We start from the raw sequence: 19,793 nt of genomic DNA on the forward strand, positions 1-19,793 counted from the left end.
AAGCCATCCAACTATTTGATTATTTTGATTGAAGCTGTCATCCCAACGCGAAGTTGTATGTCCTCAGGAATCATATCGAGCTTCACTTTAATTGGTATACGTTGAGCAAGGCGAATCCATTGGAAGTTTGGATTCACGTTAGGTAGAAGGTCGTTACCTGTGCTGCCATCTTGTTTAGCAATGCCAAAACCAATGCTCTGGATATGCCCCTTGAGTTGGACTTTGTCGTGCATCATGAGTGTGACAAACGCTGTATTGTCTGGGTAGACCCCAACGAGGTCGGTTTCTTTAAAATAACCTTCAATCCAAAAGCTATCTTCATCGATCAATGCAACCACGGGCGAGTTCGCTACCACTTGAGAACCAACACGTAGGTTAAAATTTGTTATGTATCCGTTCGTAGGTGCATAGACTTTGGTAAATTCGAGGTTTAAATGAGCTTCTTCAACATTGGCTTTGGCTAGTTGAACATTCGCTGATGAGGTTTCGACAGCATTACTTAAGTTGTTCAACGTTAAAACGGGAACGGCACCAGGGGTTCTTTTTTCAAGGTTCGCTGCACGTTGCTCTTCATTTTTTGCTTTCGCAAGTAGAGCAAGCGCTTGTTTTTGTGTCGCTAGTGCTTTGTTGTAAGCCGCTCTATAAATACTAGGGTCGATCTCAAAAAGTAGATCGCCTTTAGACACTTGAGAGTTGTCATTTACGTGGATTTTAATGATTTGTCCGGTTACACGAGGAGTAATAGACACTATGTAGGCACTGACTTGCCCGTCTCTCGTCCAAGGGTTGCTTGTATAAGATTGGTAATAGCTATAAACCACAAAGCTTGCGGAAACGACCAGTAGTAGCGTAATGAGATAACGTTTAATCAAGGTGAATGCCTCAGAAAATGGTAATAAATTGGCCGATAACGCCGACGAAAATAACGAGTAAGCTTATTTCGGCGATTGCAGGAAAGGCGACATATTTATGTAGCCCAAGCTTTGTCGTGATTGAGCCAGTCAATATCGTCAATACATACGCTAACGCGATAACTAAAAGCAAAGGCGGGAAGTAGATCTCACCCCACACGAGTTCATGTGGCATTGTGTTCATGGCTCTGTCTCTATCGTTTGAATAAGGTGACGATAAAGGAACTATGGCAATGTTAATAATCGTATATAGAGGATCAGATCCATCAAACGTAGGTAGATTTAGGTATATACTAGAAAGAAGGGTTAGCAAAAGGCACAAATCATTAGCTATTTAGCTCTGTCTTTTTATCATTATTATTCTGATGCAGTAGATATTTTTCTATCTCATATGCATGACTAAGAAAGTAAGCACATCAAAATGAACTTCAGTATTGAACAACTTCTGGCGTTTGTGACCGTCTATGAACAACGGTCATTCAGCAAAGCAGCCGTAAAACTCAACAAGCACAGAACGACCGTCGGGCAGGTTATTACAAACTTGGAAGATCACCTTGCTGTTAATCTTTTTGAAAGGATCGGTCGCTCTGTAGAACCAACAGAGGACGGGCACCTCCTTTATCACTACGCAAAACAGACGATTGAACAAGCTCGTACTTTTGACAAGGTCGCGTTGAGTTTGTCTTATGGTGGATTAGAAAACATTACGATTGCTTACTCTAGTGTGATACCACAGCGCGTACTGGTGGATATTCGTAAGCAGTTAAAACACGATTTTCCGATGATGCGAGTAAACTTCCTCGTCAGGAATAAGAACGAAATTAAAGTTGGCTTACAGACTGGCGATTATCATTTTGGTCTGGTTAATGTTCATGATAGCCGTGCTATGCACAGTTTAGATGCTACTTTTCTAGGGCATTTCGAATTCTTCCCATTTGCGCAAAAAGGTGGAGAGTTATCTACCTTGAGCAAAGATGAAGTATTAGTGGCACTCAGAAATTCTAAACAGTTCGTATTGAAGTCTCTGGTTGATGAAGGGATGTCTGAGAAGATTATTGTGAGCTCTGATTATGAAGAAATCGATCAACTCGCACTGATTATTAAAATGCTTGAAGCGGGGTTAGGTTGGTCGTTGCTGCCTAAGGCTTTTTTTACTGACTATGAATTTTCTAAATATTCGATCGAACCTATTTGTTCCGAACAAATGGAAGAAGGTTTCAAGTTTGGATTTGCATTATGGTGCCCGCACTCAAAGCAAATCAGTGGTATCAAAGGCTCTTTGGTATCGGTCATTAAGAACTATCGAAAACATCTTATTGATAGCTTTAAGTTGTAAGAACTTGAGATGTTAAAAAAGGCGCTAATTAGCGCCTTTTCTTTTTCTATCACTTTCTTACAGTAAGATTACTTCTTACGGCAGAACTCAGCGATTACGTACATTGATTGACCGCCGTTTGTTTTACCAGAAACAAGCTTAGGATCGTCACCAACGCTGATGCCACGGATAACAGTACCTTGCTTAATCACTTGGTTAGTCCCTTTGATTGGCAGGTCTTTGATTACTGTTACGTCGTCACCTTTTTTAAGCTCAACGCCGTTCACATCAAGAGGCTTATCATCAGCAGACATGCCGATTTGTGCCCAAACTGATGTTTCTTCTTCAAGGTACATCATGTCTAGCGCGTCTTGAGCCCAACTTTCAGAGTTCAGACGAGTAAGTTGACGCCATGCCATTACTTGAACTGGCGCTTCTTGGCTCCACATGCTGTCGCTTAGGCAACGCCAGTGGTTGATATCTTTTGGATCGTCAATCTCACCTAGGCATTTGTCACATACCATGATGCCGTGATCCACTGTTACGTGGCTGTGTGGCGGCACTGCGTACGCAGTAAGAGAAGAATCAGAACCACATAGTTCACATTTAGATTGGCAGCGTTCAAGCATAGTAGCTTCAGAAGACATAATGGACTCACATTTATTAGGTATTAATTACGGGGCTATTATCCACTTTATTTACAATAAAGAAAGAGGTCGTACGGTATTCTGTCTTGATTAATTTTAGCCGAGATCAACCATTTGTGTTTTAGCGTTTTATGCAAACGGTTAACTAGGGAAGGTTGGTTGGTCATAGAAACAAAAATGCCAGCGGTTAGGCTGGCATTTGTTGAGTTGCTCTATTTATTATTCCAGGAAGGAACCAGTAATAGATGCTGAAGTTAACGCGTTGTCTATTAAGAAGTCTACAGCTTGTGTCTGCATGCTTACATGATGACCTGCGTCCAAAGGTGTCGGTGTCGTCTTATCTTGCGGTATTACAAACGTACTGTGCGCAGCAACATCACTGAACTTAACAAAATCCTTCGCTCCGTCTGGGCTCGTATTACTCGAATCAACGACTTTTAGTTTCAGCTTCATTGCTAACGGTGTGGTTCCCGCGAACGGAGCGTTTGCGACTGTGTTTGGTACTGTATCATCACCTTGAACTTGTCCCATATAAATAGGCAGAACAGGTGAGCCAGAAGCAACTAGATAAGCCGCATTGGTAAACGGATCAACAGTATCTAACACAGTTTGTGCAGCATAAGCGAACTGTTGAAAAGCGGCTGTCATGGTTGCTTTCTGCGCAGCGGTCGCGTTTGCTTCAAACGTTGTGTAACACTGTTTGCTAGAGAGGCTTCCACAGTTCGCCGTTGCAAAACCTGCGTATTCCGTTGAAGCGCTCAATGCCACGCTGTGCTTAACTTGAGGGCCAAACTCTGTAGAACCTAATAGAAGGTTCGATATCTGGCCGCCTGAGTTTTCTATCGCTGCTGAACTGAATGAGTAAAGCGAATTAGCTGCGACACTACCGAGTGTACGGTTAGAGGCTGCAACTGCAGTCGTTCCAACAATACCGCCGAGTGAGTGGCCTAAGAACTTCACTTGTGAGCCAGTAGCTAGATTAAATGCCTTCAGTGGAGACGTTGTGAGTGCCCCAGCTTTTAATGATACAGCTAAAGCTGCGCGTAAGCCCATAACATCAAGCGCACTTTGGCGTACGTTATCGCGAGCGACGGGTAAGTTCGCTAAGTTTAGATAAGCCAAAACGTCAGCGTTTGCCGAACGAGTATCATCCAAACTACGTGTACCGTGAATAGGTAAGTCAATGGCTAATACTGCTACACCCGCTTTTGCAAGGTTGTAAGCGAAAGCATAAGCGTTTTCTTTAGCCGAAGTGATGCCGTGTTGGTAGATCACTACATTCGTCGGATCAGAACCATTTGGCGTAAACAGTAATAATTCGACGTCTTCCAATGATTTAACTTGAGGGACAGGAGAGTATTTGGTGATGACTCTTTCGCTATCAAGTGCTGAACCATCTTTGAGAGTCAAGTTTAACCCAATGAGTTTCAGCTGCTCTGTTTGACTTGTCGATAATATACTTGCATCAATACCCGCAGCAATAAGCTGAGCTGCCATGTTCGCCTTTTCTGCACTATTACTTAGGGCACTTGAAACCTTAGCTAGGCTAGGCATAGCGGATTCAAACGGCTGAGAATTCCATTTACTGCTGCTTGTTTCTAAGTAGTAAGGTAACTTAACCGATCCTTGGCTTACATTGACATCTGCACTTGATGCATCGTACATCGCCCCGATTGCAAATTTGGCTTTGGCAATCTTAGTTGCGTCACCACCACCAATGTATTTGTCAAAATCAGTGTCATTTGCTAATGCTGTTTTGAATGTTACTGCAGGAAGGAACGACATAGTGTAAGCGGCTTTTAGGTCAACCGAATTAGGTTTTGCACTGCCTTTCCATACACCATTTAGATTCGCAGAAGCCAACCCGGTCGCTGTTGCTGCTTTTGTTGCGAAAAGGGAACCGCCAACAGATTGGGTGGTAAACCACGTCGAGTAGATGATGTCTTTGCTATCAAGGCTAACTTTGCCCGCTGCATTCGCCCCTGCAAAGATTTTCTCAACACCTTGAGTTACTTTTTGTGCCTGAGCTAAGCTACCGTCAGTATACGTTACTGAGCTTGATTTCAGAGCCGCGTAGCTTGACGACATTCCTACCGGATCGCCATTCACATCGGTCAGTTCATTCGACAGTGCCAACACGTATTCGCTTGAAGCATCGAGTGAATCTTTAAATACAATAGTAAAGGCATCGGTTGCCGCGCTCGATAACACATTAAAATGTGTACCTAGAGTCAACACACCTTCAACCGTTGGTGGTGTTGTGGATGTAAGTGAACTGCTAAGCTTTAGAATATAAATCCCACCAGTTGCGACACCGTCGGCAAGACCTGTACCTTCGAAATTCATTACGATTGGCATCGAAGTAGACCAACCATCCATTGTGTTCATTGCCGCAATTGGGTTAGTTAATGAATCTTTACCACCCGTTGGTAACCCAAGAGTGCCATCCGTCGCGTCCATCAGAGCGAAACTTGGCAATGGAACTGCTTTGTTAGCACCACTTAGGTGAAACTTGATACTTGTTGTGCGAGCAAGTGAATCTTGAATGTATTGATCGTATTTAACGGTAGTTGAAGCACCTGAACTCGAAGAGTCATCACCACAACCAGCAAGAAATATCGCTGAAGCAAGCAGCGAAACACTAAATAACTTTTTCATGTGTGAATTCCGTTTAGTTAAAGGTGTAGTTCAATTGAATTGCAGATAGGTAAGCGACTGCATCGCCAGAAAACTCAAGCTTTTGACCCAGTTTATTGGTTTCCGTGAAGTCATCACCTTTACTTTGAACAAGAGCGAAACCTGCATCAATAGAAAGGTCAGGGCTGTATTGGTAAGTTAAGCCAGTGCTGTACCAGTAACGATCGCTATCTGGGATACTTAACGTTGCTTGACCAGCTTGTTCGTCATACGCAAATCCAGCTCTTAGTGTCCACTCTTGATTTAACTGATAAGTCGCACCTAACGAGTAACGGTTGTTATCCTCGTAGTGTTCCGTCTTTTTAAAACATTCGCCATTTGTACAATCTGGACTAGTCGCTTTAAGTTCTTTAAAGCTGCTCCAACCCGTTTGTTGCCAACCATAATGAATAGCCCATTGATCGGTCAATTGGTGGAAAGCGGAAATTTCTAGAATTGAAGGTAGCGTGATTTTTAGACGGCCAGTCGTTGCTGTTGCGCTACCTTTGACTATGCCACCTGTGTAATCAGTAAACTCACCATCGTCAAAGTCAAGGTCGACCTCTGAACGATAAGCGATAGCAAATCGATTGTTTTCATTCAATTCATATAAGCCACCCACATTCCAACCAAATGCGAATGTTTCGCCGGTCATACTGATTAGCTTCGTCGATGCAGGATCACCAGTAACATTCGAAATAGCACCTTGGTGGCGATTGAGTTCAGCTTCTGCATAAACAAGGTTTACACCAGCACCGACGCTGAATTGGTCGTCGATTCTATACGCTACGTTGGGGTTTAAATTGACAGACATGAGTGATGTATCACCGGCTAGATCACCTGCGTAGATATCATCTGGGTAATCGGTAGCAACACCGTAGTTGGAAAACATACCAATACCCCAAGCCCATTGCTCATTGATTGGGCTAATGTAGTAAGCACCAGGTACAATCTGAAGGGGAGCGACGTCTTTAGATGTCTGACTTTGCCCGCCAGAACCTGGAACATTGTTTTGAGTAATGTCTACTTCTGGATCAACGACAGAAACCGCGCCTGAAAATTGGGCTGTATCAAATAGGGTCATTGCAGCGGGGTTTCTCGCAAGTACACTCGCGTTGTCGGCAACTGCACCTTCACCTGAGAATGCGCGTCCAAGGCCTGAGGCAGAGTGCTCAGCAACTTGGAAACCAGCCGCAAGTGAATTACATGCAAATAGCACAGAAAGCGAAACGAGAGAGCGTTGTATTGTTTTCATCCTTGACCCTCCTAGGGCATCAAATCTCATTCTTATTGTTGAAAACACACTGAGCATTCTTATTAGTGATGCGTCAATGTAAATAACATGTTAAATTCATGTTTCATGTAAAGTCAAAGAATGAGTTATCATTTTGTGAAGTTATAATTTTAAGGGGCGGGACTTTAACACTAATAATATTCATACAATCAATGGTTTATTCGTGGTTGGAGGTGTGACCAGAATGTTTATGCGCATTATCGGCATAAATAGTGTTCAATTGCTTAAATATGTAACAACTTTGTTTGTGTTTACCGTTAATCGCTAAATCGGCATAATACGGTTTCATTTACGATGGCATTAAATTGGAATTTAAGTTTGGAATTACTCGCGATAGAGTTTCTTGGAAAACCGCTTCGTTTAGAAGGTTCAATGGCAGGTTGGCAACAGCTGTTCTGGGACAATACACTTGTGTCTCAGCTGGATGCGACCTCAGAGCAAGAGAATGCTCGCACTCACACATTTATGCTGCAATCTGGCGAAGATACGTTGCAGTGTCACGTTGAGGCGTCAGTTCAATGGCAGCCATTTGAGATGTATTACAAAGCCTCCGTCAATGGTCAAATGATTGCCGAAGGTAACCGCGACACTAAAGACATCGAACAACAAACCCCCGTTGTCGCACCTAAACCTGAGAAGCGTTTTAGCTTAATTGGATTAGTGTCGCTTGGTATGAAAGCATTAAAGAGTGCCAAGCTAATCAAAGTCGTACTTGCCTCAGCGAGCTTGGCTGCGTATTCATGGCTATTTTCAATTCAGTTTGCTTTAGCTCTAATCGCTTGCCTTATGTTCCATGAATACGGCCATATTAGAGCGATGAAATACTTTGGCATGAAGACTAAAGGTATCTATTTGATACCGTTCCTTGGTGGTTTAGCGTTATCCGATGAGAAGATCAATACGCGCTGGCAAGATGTAGTTATCTCAATCATGGGGCCATTGTTCGGATTGATATTGTCTTTGGTGTTTACCGTGTTGTACTGGATCACTGGCGAGATGTTCTTTGCTGGGCTTGCGGTATTCAACGCGCTATTGAACTTGTTTAATCTATTGCCAATTCTGCCTCTCGATGGCGGTCATGTACTGAAAAGTATCAGTTTCTCAATGAACAGCGTGCTTGGTATTGTATTGTGTATCGCAGCAGCTGTTGCTGGCGTAGTGTTGAGTTACCAGTTGAATCTGACCTTGTTTGGTTTCTTATTGATTATGGGTAGTGTGGAAATACTGTTCGAATGGAAAGGGCGTCACCACAGTCACTTGTTGCCATTAGACAAATACGGTCAAGTCGTGTCGTTTGTTTGGTATGTAGGTTTAGTGAGCAGCTTGATTGGTGTTATCTGGTATTTCGCGTCAACGGGTGACCAGTTGTTAAGCCTACCATTACAAATTCTTGGTACTTAACAAGAATCAAAACAAAAAAAATGCCCTAGCCAATATGGATAGGGCGTTTTTGTATTCGTGGTACGAAGAGAACTTCGGATTACACTTTGCAATTTGGCCTTGGAGAACCCGATTGAGGAAGCGTTTTGATCGTCGCTTGCAGATCTTTGATGCGCGTACTGTGCGAAGGGTGTGTAGAAAGCAGTTCTGGGGGCTGATTACCACCCGATGCCTTCGCCATGTTTTGCCATAGGTCGACACTTTGGTTAGGATCGAACCCTGCTCTAGCCATATACTCTAGGCCAACAACATCGGCTTCAAACTCTTGAGTTCGCCCATACGGTAGAATAACGCCGTACTGAACGCCTAAACCTAAGGCCGCCATCGTCAGGCCTTGATATTGCTTGTATTCTGATGCACCTAGCGCGACGCTAGTAACGGATAAGCCAGTGTTAGCGATTTGAGATTGAGATAGACGTTCGTTACTGTGATCCGCTAAAACGTGCGCCACTTCGTGTCCAATAACTGTCGCGAGTTGGTCTTGATTAACCGCTACCTTAAGTAACCCGGTATAGACGCCAATTTTTCCGCCTGGTAGGGCGAATGCGTTTACTTGGTCACTGTCAAAGACAACAACTTCCCATTCACTAAAACCTTGTTTAGGAATGTATTGCGTGATGCTGTTTGCAACGCACTGTACATAAGCGTTCGTTTTTGCATCTTTGCTGATGGGTTGTTCTTTCTTCATTTGTTCAAAAGACTGTGCTCCAAGCTGAGACATATCTTTATCTGAAAAAAGCAGTAATTGGTTTCTGCCTGTTGGGGAAGCACTGCAGGCACTTAGCCCTGCGAGTGTAAGAAGCGAGGCAAACTTCATCCATGACGTCATACAATATCCTCTGTGTATTCGGTTTTTATGCATGTTAACATCAACTTGTGTAATAACTAATAGCTGTAAGATAACTATTGTTTTTAAGAGTACAGCTTTCTTTAAGAACATAGTTATCTTCAACGACAGTATTAACGTTAATGAAACTGCTCACGCACTAACAAAGTCAATAATTAAGGAACCTACATGAGTATTTGGAAAAAGCCCGTTGACCTAGATACCTTCAACGCGACCTCAAAAAACACCTTAATTGAGCACCTCAACATTGTATATACCGAGGTTAACGCCAACTCCTTGGTGGCAACCATGCCGGTTTGTCATTTTACGCATCAACCACTTGGCATGCTTCATGGCGGTGCATCGGTAGTTTTAGCTGAAACGCTTGGCTCATTGGCTGCTAATTTTTGCGTTCCAGAAGGCTACTATTGCGTTGGGCTAGATATCAACGCAAACCACGTTAGATCCATGCGCGAAGGTTATGTTATTGGTACTGCTGAGCCTATTCACTTAGGTGTCTCTACCCAAGTATGGCAGATAAACATTACTGATGAGCGTCAACGCTTAGTCTGTACCAGCCGTTTAACTATTGCCGTGAAGAAACATAAGCGATAATAAGTTAAGCATTAGTTAGCTGGTGTATTTATAAGAAGTAATCTGTATTTAAGAATAGTCCGAGAAATCCATGGTCATAACGTTTAAAAGTGGAAAAGTCATTGCAACGGCACATGAGCTGGTTGTTCGTTTGGATGGTGAGCACAGAGTAACGCTACAAGCTCAAGTTGATGCAATCCAACTGATAGGAAAAGGGGCAAATGTCATTTCAGCGAATGGTTCTGAATGCAAGTGGTCGATAAAATTAGACAACGAACAGCAGCTTCGAGAAATTGCCAGTGAAATCGGCTGCGATGTGATGTAATCGTATACTGAAAAAGTACTTAGACCTTCTATTTTAATCAAATCTTCGGATACCATACCTAATAAATCGTAAGAAAATTACATCAGTAAGATTGATTTTAAGTCTTAAAATAGGGAAACTGAATTCAATGTCCTTTGAATAAGTTTTCCTCTTTATGAGCAGCCCAAGACTTCGCGTTCAATTTGAAACCCTGTTTGAATACTTCGATGGTAAAGATTCTGATGTTCAGCTCGACGACATCACGGATGTGCTTTGTTGTACCCGTCGTAATGCCCGGATGGTACTCAATAAGCTTGAAGAAGAAGGGTGGGTTGAGTGGTTACCTGCGGCGGGTCGAGGCAAGTTATCTCAACTTATTTTTAAGCAGAATCGTTGCGATGTCAGTGAAAATTTAGCGAGACGCTACTTACAAGAAGGTAAAATTGGACAAGCGCTGTCAGTGCTTGATCACAATGCAGCCAAGTTGACTCAGGTTATTCAAAATTACTTGGGTGTACAGTATCAAGAAGGTGAGCAGGTTATTCGTTTACCTTATTACCGACCGCTTTCTATGCTTAACCCAACAAAGTCGATGCGACGATCTGAGCAGCATATTACCTGTCAGGTATTCAGTGGGTTAACACGTTTGGATGAGAACGATCAATTACAGCCCGATCTTGCTCATTCATGGCAAAAAATCAGCGATTATCAATGGCGATTCTTCTTGAGACCTGGAGTCCGTTTTCATAACGGCGAGCCTCTCTTAACCAATCATGTTGTGGATACGCTGCTAGCGCTCGAACCTCTCAATATGTTCTCACACATAAAAGACGTCTCTTCTCCAGCAAACTGCGTGGTTGATGTCTTTTTAACGCGACCAGATAAACACTTCCCAGTCGCTCTGACTGAATCCGTTGCCAAAGTCACCTTACCGATGATTTTACGTGGTGAAGACTACGATATTCGACCGATTGGTACAGGCCCGTATCGCATTGAAAAGAATGATGATAAACAACTCGTATTAACGGCTTTCAACGGATATTTTGGTTTTAGGCCATTGATTGATCGTGTTGAGGTTTGGGTCGTTGATGAGGCCTACTCTTCAATGGTTTACCCAAGTCTTTCTAAGCCTGTAATGGCTGACCGTGGTGATAGCGACGAAGTCGAACTTGACCCCGGCTGTACCTATTTACTGTTGAATCGAAAAAAGGGCATCGCACATGATCCTGCATGGGCGCAATTCTTATCTAATACTTTGAATGCCGCCGATTTGTTTGTACACATTCCGAAAGAAACTGTTATCGATTTGGGAGTGTTACACGCTTATGGGATAAAGCCCGGTTGGTATGACATCAAGTTGAACACGCCGGTTTGTCCACCAGCGAATGCGAAACCAACCATTAGATTGGCTTACCAATGCCAACACCCAATGTTTCCAACACTTGCGAAGGCTATTGTTACAGTGTTGAAGCAATATGACGTCGACGTTGAACTTTATGGTTACGAAACCGATCCTCCACACGCCGATAATGTCGATATTTGGATTAATCCAATGGGTATCGCTAACAATAGAGATGACGCGTTAGCGGGCTGGTTGATGGATTACAGCTTTCTCGATGAATCTAGCCCGGCAGAAGACTTCGATCAATGGTGTCACATGATCGATCGTTGGCGCTCGGGCGAATTCGAGCAATTCCCAGCGAGACAGTTAGGTAAACAATTGGTGCAAAGCAATCAATTGATTCCAATGTTCCACTGTTGGTTAGGCGTTAACAAAGATCAATGCGGTACGCTGCAGAACGCCAAGTGCAATGCATTGGGTTGGTTCGACTTTAGCCAAGTTTGGGTAAAACCGGACGTTGACTAAGACCAGAGATAACTTGATTAGGACAACACGATGCAAACGGTGATGATCACATTTATAACGCTGGTGGCGTTTGCTGCAAATTCAGTGTTGTGTCGTTGGGCTTTGATGGATCAAACCATTGATCCTTTGAGTTTCTCGATCGTTCGTATCATATCGGGTGCGCTTACACTTCTGATTTTAACTTTATCTTCCCACTGTAAGTCTAGAGAGGAGCTAGTAAACAACGACACGTCGGTAGAAACAAAGCTCAAATTACCGTTTCAATTCACATCAATATTGTCACTCCTCGTTTATATGTTTGGCTTCTCGTTTGCTTACTTAGAGCTTGGTGCAGGTCTCGGTGCTTTGGTTCTGTTTGTCGCGGTTCAATTTACAATGATTGCCGCGCACTTATTTTCTGGCAACAGAATGTCATTGCTTGAGTGGAGCGGCTGTTTGTTATCCGTCGCCGGGCTTGTTTACTTACTCATGCCAACGGAGTCGAGGCAGGCACCGGACTTAGTTTCCATCATCTTGATGTCTCTGGCTGGAGTTGGGTGGGGCATTTACACATTGGCAGGAAAGAAATCACCAAACGCACTGCAATCGACGACTGCCAATTTTAGTTTCAGCTCGTTAGCTATTCTTGTGGTTATAAGCTTGCTCGTTTTGATACCTAATGCGTTACCGCGAATCTCTATTACCGAGCAAGGACTAATTTACGCGGTAATGTCTGGTTCGGTGGCTTCTGGTGTGGGTTATAGTTTGTGGTATTACGTGGTGAAAAAACTGGATACAGTGGTTGCATCCATTGCACAGCTTTCTGTTCCCGTTATCGCGACACTTGGTGGCGTTTTGTTGTTATCTGAACCTGTTACTATGCAATTTATTATCTCATCGACTGTTATCTTACTTGGGATAAGCTTGGTTCTTATCGCACCTAAACTTAAGAAATAAAGGGTTCAATCATTATCTTCTATGGCTAAACCAAACAAAAAACAACCGACCAAAACGGTTCAGATTTTCTGTGCCAAATGCAAAACGCAACTTTTTAAGTATCGAAAAGGCGGCAAAGGTGCACTCGTGAAGTGTTTTAAGGAACGTATTGTTGAAGATTTCACGAAAGAGCCATGTGTGTGCCCGGAATGTGGGATTGAATTTGCGCGAGATACCTTAGTCAGAGGTACGCCAGCCTACAAGTTTGTGGGTGGCAAGGTAACTATGAAATAGTAGAGAAAATAAATGCCACAGCACAGTTTGCGTGTGGCATTTCAAAGTTGCTTTTTATGCTCAGGATAAAGAATCGAAGTTAATGAGCTCTAACTCTGCCTTGAAGTTTAAGAAGGAATAGCGAGACAATTGCACCCGTTGTATCACACAGCATGTCTTTCTGTGCATCCCAAATATCACCTTGCGAGCCAAGGAACGCGATACCTTCATCACCACCTGCTATCTCCGCGTACCACCACTCAATAATCTCGTAGCCAGCGGCTACACTCATGATTGCAAATAGCGCAAAGAAACAGGCTAGTATCGGCTGAGCCAATTTCTTACGAATCAAATACTCTGCGAGTGGATAGGCATAAAGACCAATAGAGAAATGAGCGACTCGGTCAAAGTTATTGCGCTCAGAGCCAATCAGGTTATTGAACCAATCAAAAGGTACCTCTGCAAAGGTGTATTTTGCGCCTATCGTGTGCAAAATAAGCCAGATAAACATCAGAACATAAGCGGTCTTAGAAAAGGTGAGCTTGGTGGATAACCACCATAACCCGATAAGAATACCGAGAGCAGGGACGATCTCAGCGATCCAAACGGCTCTTGAAGATGGCGCAAACGCTGAAAAGAGAAAGATAACAAGATAGACAGCAGTTAATGAGAGTAGAGGTCTATTTTGAACAAGTGGCGTAATTGTCATCATCATATCCTGTATAAGTTTTATGTATAGTTACACAATAATGAACAGTGTTCAATTGTGGTTTAATCACCAGAATTGTTGAAAACTGGTGCTATCGCCCAGTATCTAGACAAACGGTTGCTAGAGTTTCACAAAAGTTTGATTTACAACAAAGCGATCCTTAAAATCGCTCTATAACTACATAACAAGAAAGAAAGTCATGAAACTGGAAACTGTCGATTACCTTGCTGACGACGCAGCAGAACAATTTGTTCGCTCTTTACGTGAAACGGGGTTTGGTGTTCTTAAGAACCACCCAATTCCGAAAGAGCTTGTTGAGTCAATTTACGAAAACTGGTACCAATTCTTTATTTCTGAAGAGAAAGAGAACTTCCACTTTAATGTTGAAACACAAGATGGATATTTTCCACCTTCAGTGTCTGAAGTTGCCAAGGGGCACACTGTAAAAGACATCAAAGAGTACTTCCACGTATACCCTTGGGGCCAAATTCCTGAGCAGCTGAAAGAACAGATTCTAGATTACTACCAACGTGCGAATGCTTTTGCTCAAGAGCTTCTAGGTTGGGTTGAAGCTCATGCTCCTAAAGAAGTACAAGAGAAGTTCTCCATCGCGTTATCTGAAATGATCAACGGCAGCGAACAAACACTGCTTCGCGTTCTTCACTACCCACCAATGCAAGGTGACGAAGAACCTGGCGCTATCCGTGCAGCAGCACACGAAGACATCAACTTACTGACTGTTCTTCCTGCAGCAAACGAGCCGGGACTTCAAGTTAAAGCTCAGAATAACGAGTGGCTAGATGTTCCATGTGACTTCGGTAACATGATCATAAACATTGGTGATATGCTTCAAGAAGCATCAGGTGGTTACTTTCCATCGACAACTCACCGTGTAATCAACCCATCAGGTGAACGCCAAGAGAAATCTCGCATCTCTTTACCGCTATTCCTACACCCAAAACCGGAAGTTGTACTGTCTGAGAAGTACACAGCAAATGAATACCTAATGGAACGTTTAAGAGAGCTTGGTGTTATCTAATTAACTAGTGTCTTGCTCTAAAATTGGTAAAGATATCAAAGGTCAGCAAAATTGCTGGCCTTTTTGATTTTCCAAAGAGCAACACCAATCATTGTCAATCACTGGTCATCTTAGCTGCGTAATTTTGATGGATAACGGGCTTTTGAGCCAAGCTATTGAATGTGCCGTTTCATTAAGCTCGACAAATCATAGAAAATCGCTTTCAATTAAAGAAAGTCAGCCCACTGACCTAGGGCAATTCATCATGCCTAATAATCTAATTACCTCAAACGAGTCAGCTATGTCGAATAATCAAGGTGTGAGAGAAAGCTTTCATAGCCATATGGAGAACCCTTTGCTTTGGCCCATTATGGAAGTGCTTAAGCGAAAACCGAGTGGGTGGAAAGTACACACTCTGGCGGCTCATCTAAACGACCTTGGGTTTATGCCAGTATTAGACGCAGTACCCGAGAAGGAGTTGTTTAAAAAGAACTTTCTCATTATGAATGCGCTGTATCAACTCCAAGAGACGTTACACCCTGATAGTTGGCTTCAAGTTCAAGCAATGGATATTGAATTGATGAATGGAAGCTATCATGGAAATAGCCACAGTATTGATCACCAAGATCCACTTCGAGACTACTACACTAATTGGACTAACTATGAAGCGGATGAAGGTGAAGTCAAAAGGCTGCTTAACGAGTTTTGGACTCGGTACAGAAAGTTTGTTGGCGCCGATACGCTCAATTTAGATAAAAACCGTGCATTGAAGTTATTTGATCTCCCTTTAGACGCAACGCATAAGGAAATAAGAAAGCGTTGGCGACAGTTGGCGTTGAGATGGCATCCCGATAGAGATGAGGGCAATACGGCAAAATTCCAGACGCTTTGTGAAGCGTGGCATGTATTACGAAGTTCATCATAGAACCTAGATCCAACTGCGCTGTTTATTGACCCTTTAGAGTAAAACTTAGACCTTAATAGATAAAATTGAAAAGCCCCATGTTGTGAGTGACACAAGTGGGGCTTTATCGTCATTACGCTTGTGTGTTGCTAGGTTACGCATTGTTACTAGGTTATATATGTTGTTACTAGATTAATCGTCGTCACAGTGTCACTTATTGTGCTACGAGTGATCTTTGCTTTCGCCACTTTTATGCTTAAATGCATAGTCGAGTACTTTACGGATATAAGGTGCTCCGACTTTTGAACCTCCATTACCGTGCTCGATGACCACAGTCGCGACATATTCAGGGTGTTCGTAAGGTGCGAAGGCCGTATAAAGCGCATGGTCTAATAAATGCCGAGCCAGTTTCTTGGAGTTGTAGACCTGATCTTTCGCGAGATCAAATACTTGGGCAGTCCCCGATTTACCACCACTAGTGTAGTCAGTTCCTTTAAATGCACGTCTTCCGCTACCTCGACTGCCGTGGTTTACGAGTCGCATCGCATTAATAGGTACATCCCATATCTCGTCTGGTACTTCAGTGATAGATGTCATCGTCTTCGGTACAACAAGTTGCTGCGTATCAAAATCTTCACCGTGATCTAAGGTCGCTCTCAAGATATGAGGTGGCATTACCTTCCCATGGTTAACCAGTACCGAGGTTGCTTTGGCAAGTTGCATTGGCGTGGATGTCCAATAACCTTGGCCAATACCAATAGGGACGGTGTCACCCTGATACCAAGGGGTACGATAACGCATCATCTTCCACTCTCGAGTCGGCATATTGGCGGTGCTTTCTTCATAGATATCGATGCCGGTAGGTTCACCAAATCCAAAACGGTTCATCCAGCTTGAGATGCGGTCGATGCCTAAATCAAAAGCGGTTTGATAGAAGAATGAATCCACCGACTCTTCAATGGCTTGAGTTACGTCGACAGGGCCGTGACCCCAGCGTTTCCAGTCTCGCCATGATTTAGAGTTGCGTTTGGAACCGGGAATTTGCCACGAACCGTGATCATCACGAATGGTGTTTTCTGATATGACATGCTCTTGTAATCCAGCAACGGCCATAAATGGTTTTATGGTGGATGCGGGAGGGTAAACGCCCAGTGTGGTGCGATTCACCAACGGGTGGGCAGGGTCATTCAATAGACGTTGGTAATTCTTACTCGAAATGCCATCGACAAATAGATTAGGGTCATAACTTGGGCTAGATGCCATCGCCAGTACACTGTTGTCTTTCGGATCAAGAATCACTGCACTTCCGGTTCTGTGATCAAGTTGTTCAAAGACGTATTTTTGCAACTCGAGGTCAATATTTAATACTATGTCTTTGCCTGCAACCGGCGGCACGTACTCAATAGTCCGAACAACGCGCCCACGGCTGTTTACTTCAACTTCTTGATAACCTTTGGTTCCGTGTAGGATATCTTCGTAATAGCGTTCGACACCGAGCTTACCGATAATGGTCGTCGCTTGATAATTCGTTTCAATGCCTTTTTCTTCTAGCTTCTTTAGGTCACTATCGTTGATGTGTGCCACATACCCTAAGACATGCGTTAGCACCTCTCCATTTGGGTAAAAGCGTTTTAAGTTCGTATCAATCGATAAGCCGGGGAATTGGTACTGGTGCACAGAGAACTTAGCAATTTCTTCTTCACTTAGATTCTCTAATATAGTGACAGATTTGAAACGGCGCGTGTTGTGATAACGTTTTTTGAACCGAGCGATCTGCTCAACATCACGCGGGATGTATTTGTCTAGCTTGGCGAGCATAGCGTCGACATCATCTGTTTGTTCGGGAATCATCGTCAGGTTAAATACAAGCTTGTTCTCGGCAAGCAACACACCATTACGATCGTAAATTAGCCCGCGAGTAGGGGCGATTGGTAATACTTTGATTCTGTTGCCATCGGCACGAGTTTGATAGCTTTCAAAATTGTCGACTTGAAGTCGGTACAAGTTGCCAACTAAGACGAGAGTGAACAGCAATATCCCACAAAACGCGACGATTACACGGTTTTTGAATAGGTTTACTTCGATTTTATGGTCACGCATCTTAACGCGTTTATGATTCATTGAAGCCTCAAGAGTCTGTTACATTTAGTTACACCTATCGAGTCGGAACTTTATCTGAATAACGCCATAGTTTTGTAAAAGCTGTGTCATGATTTTTAGGATAAGCACAATATTAGTGGGTTTTATCGTTAAACAAGAGAAAGTGATGCAGGAGTCAGCCTTAACGCTTTAGGCAAAGAGTTAGCGAATAAAAAAAACGGCCCTCACAATGAGAGCCGTCAATACAATTTATGATGCTTGAATCTAACTTAGTTCGAAGGTTTGAACTGAGATTTACGCATACGGTTTAGAGCGGCCATTACATCCAATACTCTTGGTTTCGCTAAGTCACCGTAGCTTGGCATGTTGACGTGCCACTCATCGCTTAAGATAGCGCTAAACTCTTTAGCAGGGTTGTTTGACCAACCTGGAGTTTGTGCAAACTGGAACCATGCCCAACCAATCGCGTTCACTTCTGACGTTGACTCTAACTGCTCCAATGCAGAAAGATCAGCGAATTCCTTACCAAAACGCAACGACTCTTTGCCTTTCGCGTTAACACGGAACTTACCGTCAGTAAGAATGTTCATCAATGCAGCGCGGTTTAACGAGCGAGGAACAAACGTTTCTAATGCGGTCTCACATTCGTTAGTTCGTTGAGTAGGGTGTTGAGCGATCACTTCTTGTGCTTTTTCAGTGACGTCTACCGCTTGGTAGTCGTGCATTTGAATCACAGTGTCAGCCACATCTAGGTAATCGCCAGAACCACCCATTACAACAATGGTAGAGATATCCATCTCTTCACGTAGTTGGCCAATACGGTCAACAAGTGGAGTAATAGGCTCTGCACCTTTTGATACTAGCGCTTGCATACGTTCGTCACGGATCATGAAATTAGTCGCTGACGTATCTTCATCAATAAGTAGTGTTTGAACGCCTGCTTCAATCGATTCTTGTAACCAAGCCGCTTGAGACGTAGAGCCTGAAGCATCTTGAGTGCTAAAATCAGACGTGTCTTTTTGCATCGGTAAATGATTGATGTAGTTAGACAGGTTCAAGTTATGTACACAGCGGCCATCTTCCGCACGGATCTTCATCGTATCCGTCGCAGTCACGATACCTTCGCGACCATCACCTGGAATATGGTTGTAGATAGAACGTTCAACGGCATTCAATAATGTAGATTTACCATGGAAACCACCACCAACGATCAGCGTGATGCCTTTAGGAATACCTAAACCCGTCACATCACCTTGGTTTGGTGTGTTTAAAGTAACACTCAAAGACTCTGGTGCTAGGAAAGGAACTGCGCCTTTCATTGGTAAATCACAGTTACCTGCAATACGAGGTAATACACTGCCGTTTGCAACGAATGCCGCTAGGTTGTTTTCTTCCAATTGAGCACGCAATGCGTCTTGGTCTTCAACGGCTTCACAATGCTTAATCATCGCTTCAATGTTGAGTTCGCGTTCAAGCGTTGCGCGACGAATGAACTTAGGCAAATAGAATGTAATGATGTTGATTGCTTTCTTTGCAAGAATACTGCGACCATCAGCAGGTAGGTTAATACGAAAACGAATTTCGATACCGTGGTCAGTGAAAACAACAGCAGTGTTGTCTAAAACGGTTTGACCTGTTAGCGCGATAGACACAGTCGCTTCTTGCTTGGCAAATTCAGAGAAGCTACGTGCAATGAAATCACGAGCTGCTACTTGGTATTCGTAAGACTTTTCTTTCAGCCAACCTAACCCTGTTAACGACCAAGCGCGTGTTGCGCGAAAACGTGAAGATGATGCGTACGGGTCACCTTGAACGTGGTCGATGTGTAATTCGAAATCAGCAAAGTCGTATTGACCTTTAATTTGTTGATATGCGCGGAAGTTTTGTTTTTCGAGCTTTTTAAGCTTTGCAGTCAACTGATCCATAACGAGGAATGCCTATATAAAGGGAAGATAAAACAGAAAGGCGGCGATTATAAAAATCACCACCTATAGAGTAAA

The 19,793-nt window shown here is 43.3% G+C and carries 18 protein-coding genes; 9 read left to right on the top strand and 9 right to left on the bottom strand.

Annotated features, from left to right (window positions below; all coding sequences use genetic code 11):
- Positions 1–11 precede the first annotated feature (11 nt).
- Together OCV44_RS20490 and OCV44_RS20495 are read right to left on the bottom strand one after the other, a co-directional pair.
- The gene (locus tag OCV44_RS20490; RefSeq protein WP_139685103.1) at positions 12–872 is read right to left on the bottom strand and encodes an HlyD family secretion protein; all 861 of its coding nucleotides are present in this window, start codon (positions 870–872) and stop codon (positions 12–14) included.
- 10 nt (positions 873–882) lie between these two features.
- Complete coding sequence (locus OCV44_RS20495) at positions 883–1,095, bottom strand: DUF1656 domain-containing protein (RefSeq protein WP_139685102.1); 213 nt, start codon at positions 1,093–1,095, stop codon at positions 883–885.
- 237 nt (positions 1,096–1,332) lie between these two features.
- Here OCV44_RS20495 and OCV44_RS20500 point away from each other — a divergent pair, with 237 nt between their 5' ends.
- Positions 1,333–2,247: a LysR family transcriptional regulator gene (locus tag OCV44_RS20500; protein WP_139685101.1), complete on the top strand. Its 915-nt coding sequence runs from the start codon at positions 1,333–1,335 to the stop codon at positions 2,245–2,247.
- A gap of 68 nt (positions 2,248–2,315) precedes the next feature.
- Here the strand turns inward: OCV44_RS20500 and OCV44_RS20505 are convergent, their stop codons facing one another.
- The 3 genes from OCV44_RS20505 to OCV44_RS20515 form a co-directional block, all read right to left on the bottom strand.
- Positions 2,316–2,873: a PhnA domain-containing protein gene (locus tag OCV44_RS20505; RefSeq protein WP_004730927.1), complete on the bottom strand. Its 558-nt coding sequence runs from the start codon at positions 2,871–2,873 to the stop codon at positions 2,316–2,318.
- Between the two features lie 219 nt (positions 2,874–3,092).
- Complete coding sequence (locus OCV44_RS20510; RefSeq protein ID WP_139685100.1) at positions 3,093–5,531, bottom strand: VolA/Pla-1 family phospholipase; 2,439 nt, start codon at positions 5,529–5,531, stop codon at positions 3,093–3,095.
- 13 nt (positions 5,532–5,544) lie between these two features.
- The gene (locus OCV44_RS20515) at positions 5,545–6,804 is read right to left on the bottom strand and encodes an outer membrane protein transport protein (RefSeq protein ID WP_139685099.1); all 1,260 of its coding nucleotides are present in this window, start codon (positions 6,802–6,804) and stop codon (positions 5,545–5,547) included.
- A gap of 357 nt (positions 6,805–7,161) precedes the next feature.
- On the opposite strand from OCV44_RS20515, the gene OCV44_RS20520 reads away from it, so the two are divergent.
- A complete protein-coding gene (locus OCV44_RS20520) occupies positions 7,162–8,244 on the top strand; it encodes a site-2 protease family protein (RefSeq protein WP_139685098.1) in 1,083 nt (360 codons plus the stop codon).
- Positions 8,245–8,323: 79 nt separating this feature from the next.
- Here the strand turns inward: OCV44_RS20520 and OCV44_RS20525 are convergent, their stop codons facing one another.
- The gene (locus tag OCV44_RS20525; RefSeq protein WP_139685097.1) at positions 8,324–9,112 is read right to left on the bottom strand and encodes a M48 family metallopeptidase; all 789 of its coding nucleotides are present in this window, start codon (positions 9,110–9,112) and stop codon (positions 8,324–8,326) included.
- A 186-nt stretch (positions 9,113–9,298) separates the two neighbouring features.
- On the opposite strand from OCV44_RS20525, the gene OCV44_RS20530 reads away from it, so the two are divergent.
- The 5 genes from OCV44_RS20530 (at position 9,299) to OCV44_RS20550 (ending at position 13,083) form a co-directional block, all read left to right on the top strand.
- Positions 9,299–9,724 (top strand): hotdog fold thioesterase, encoded by a 426-nt coding sequence (locus OCV44_RS20530; RefSeq protein ID WP_139685096.1) that lies wholly within the window; start codon positions 9,299–9,301, stop codon positions 9,722–9,724.
- Between the two features lie 70 nt (positions 9,725–9,794).
- Positions 9,795–10,028, top strand: a complete 234-nt coding sequence (locus tag OCV44_RS20535) for a DUF3389 domain-containing protein (protein WP_139685095.1) — start codon at positions 9,795–9,797, stop codon at positions 10,026–10,028.
- Positions 10,029–10,182: 154 nt separating this feature from the next.
- Entirely contained in the window at positions 10,183–11,874 is a 1,692-nt protein-coding gene (locus OCV44_RS20540) for an SgrR family transcriptional regulator (protein ID WP_139685094.1), read from the top strand.
- Positions 11,875–11,904: 30 nt separating this feature from the next.
- A complete protein-coding gene (locus OCV44_RS20545) occupies positions 11,905–12,810 on the top strand; it encodes a DMT family transporter (RefSeq protein ID WP_139685093.1) in 906 nt (301 codons plus the stop codon).
- Between the two features lie 21 nt (positions 12,811–12,831).
- Positions 12,832–13,083 carry a hypothetical protein gene (locus tag OCV44_RS20550; RefSeq protein WP_017082269.1) on the top strand — a complete coding sequence of 84 codons (252 nt, stop codon included), beginning with the start codon at positions 12,832–12,834 and terminating at the stop codon, positions 13,081–13,083.
- A gap of 79 nt (positions 13,084–13,162) precedes the next feature.
- Here OCV44_RS20550 and OCV44_RS20555 read toward each other — a convergent pair whose 3' ends face one another.
- Positions 13,163–13,771: a DUF2238 domain-containing protein gene (locus OCV44_RS20555; RefSeq protein ID WP_139685092.1), complete on the bottom strand. Its 609-nt coding sequence runs from the start codon at positions 13,769–13,771 to the stop codon at positions 13,163–13,165.
- Between the two features lie 199 nt (positions 13,772–13,970).
- Between OCV44_RS20555 and OCV44_RS20560 the strand changes: the two genes are divergently transcribed.
- The gene (locus tag OCV44_RS20560; protein WP_139685091.1) at positions 13,971–14,810 is read left to right on the top strand and encodes an isopenicillin N synthase family dioxygenase; all 840 of its coding nucleotides are present in this window, start codon (positions 13,971–13,973) and stop codon (positions 14,808–14,810) included.
- Between the two features lie 280 nt (positions 14,811–15,090).
- Positions 15,091–15,714, top strand: a complete 624-nt coding sequence (locus tag OCV44_RS20565; RefSeq protein ID WP_139685134.1) for a DNA-J related domain-containing protein — start codon at positions 15,091–15,093, stop codon at positions 15,712–15,714.
- A 201-nt stretch (positions 15,715–15,915) separates the two neighbouring features.
- Here the strand turns inward: OCV44_RS20565 and mrdA are convergent, their stop codons facing one another.
- Both mrdA and OCV44_RS20575 read right to left on the bottom strand, forming a co-directional pair.
- A complete protein-coding gene (gene mrdA / locus OCV44_RS20570; protein ID WP_139685090.1) occupies positions 15,916–17,814 on the bottom strand; it encodes a penicillin-binding protein 2 in 1,899 nt (632 codons plus the stop codon).
- 248 nt (positions 17,815–18,062) lie between these two features.
- Positions 18,063–19,718, bottom strand: a complete 1,656-nt coding sequence (locus OCV44_RS20575) for an ABC-ATPase domain-containing protein (protein WP_086050960.1) — start codon at positions 19,716–19,718, stop codon at positions 18,063–18,065.
- Positions 19,719–19,793: the final 75 nt, after the last annotated feature.

The sequence above is a fragment of the Vibrio tasmaniensis genome, assembly GCF_024347635.1.
Taxonomy (GTDB): domain Bacteria; phylum Pseudomonadota; class Gammaproteobacteria; order Enterobacterales; family Vibrionaceae; genus Vibrio; species Vibrio tasmaniensis.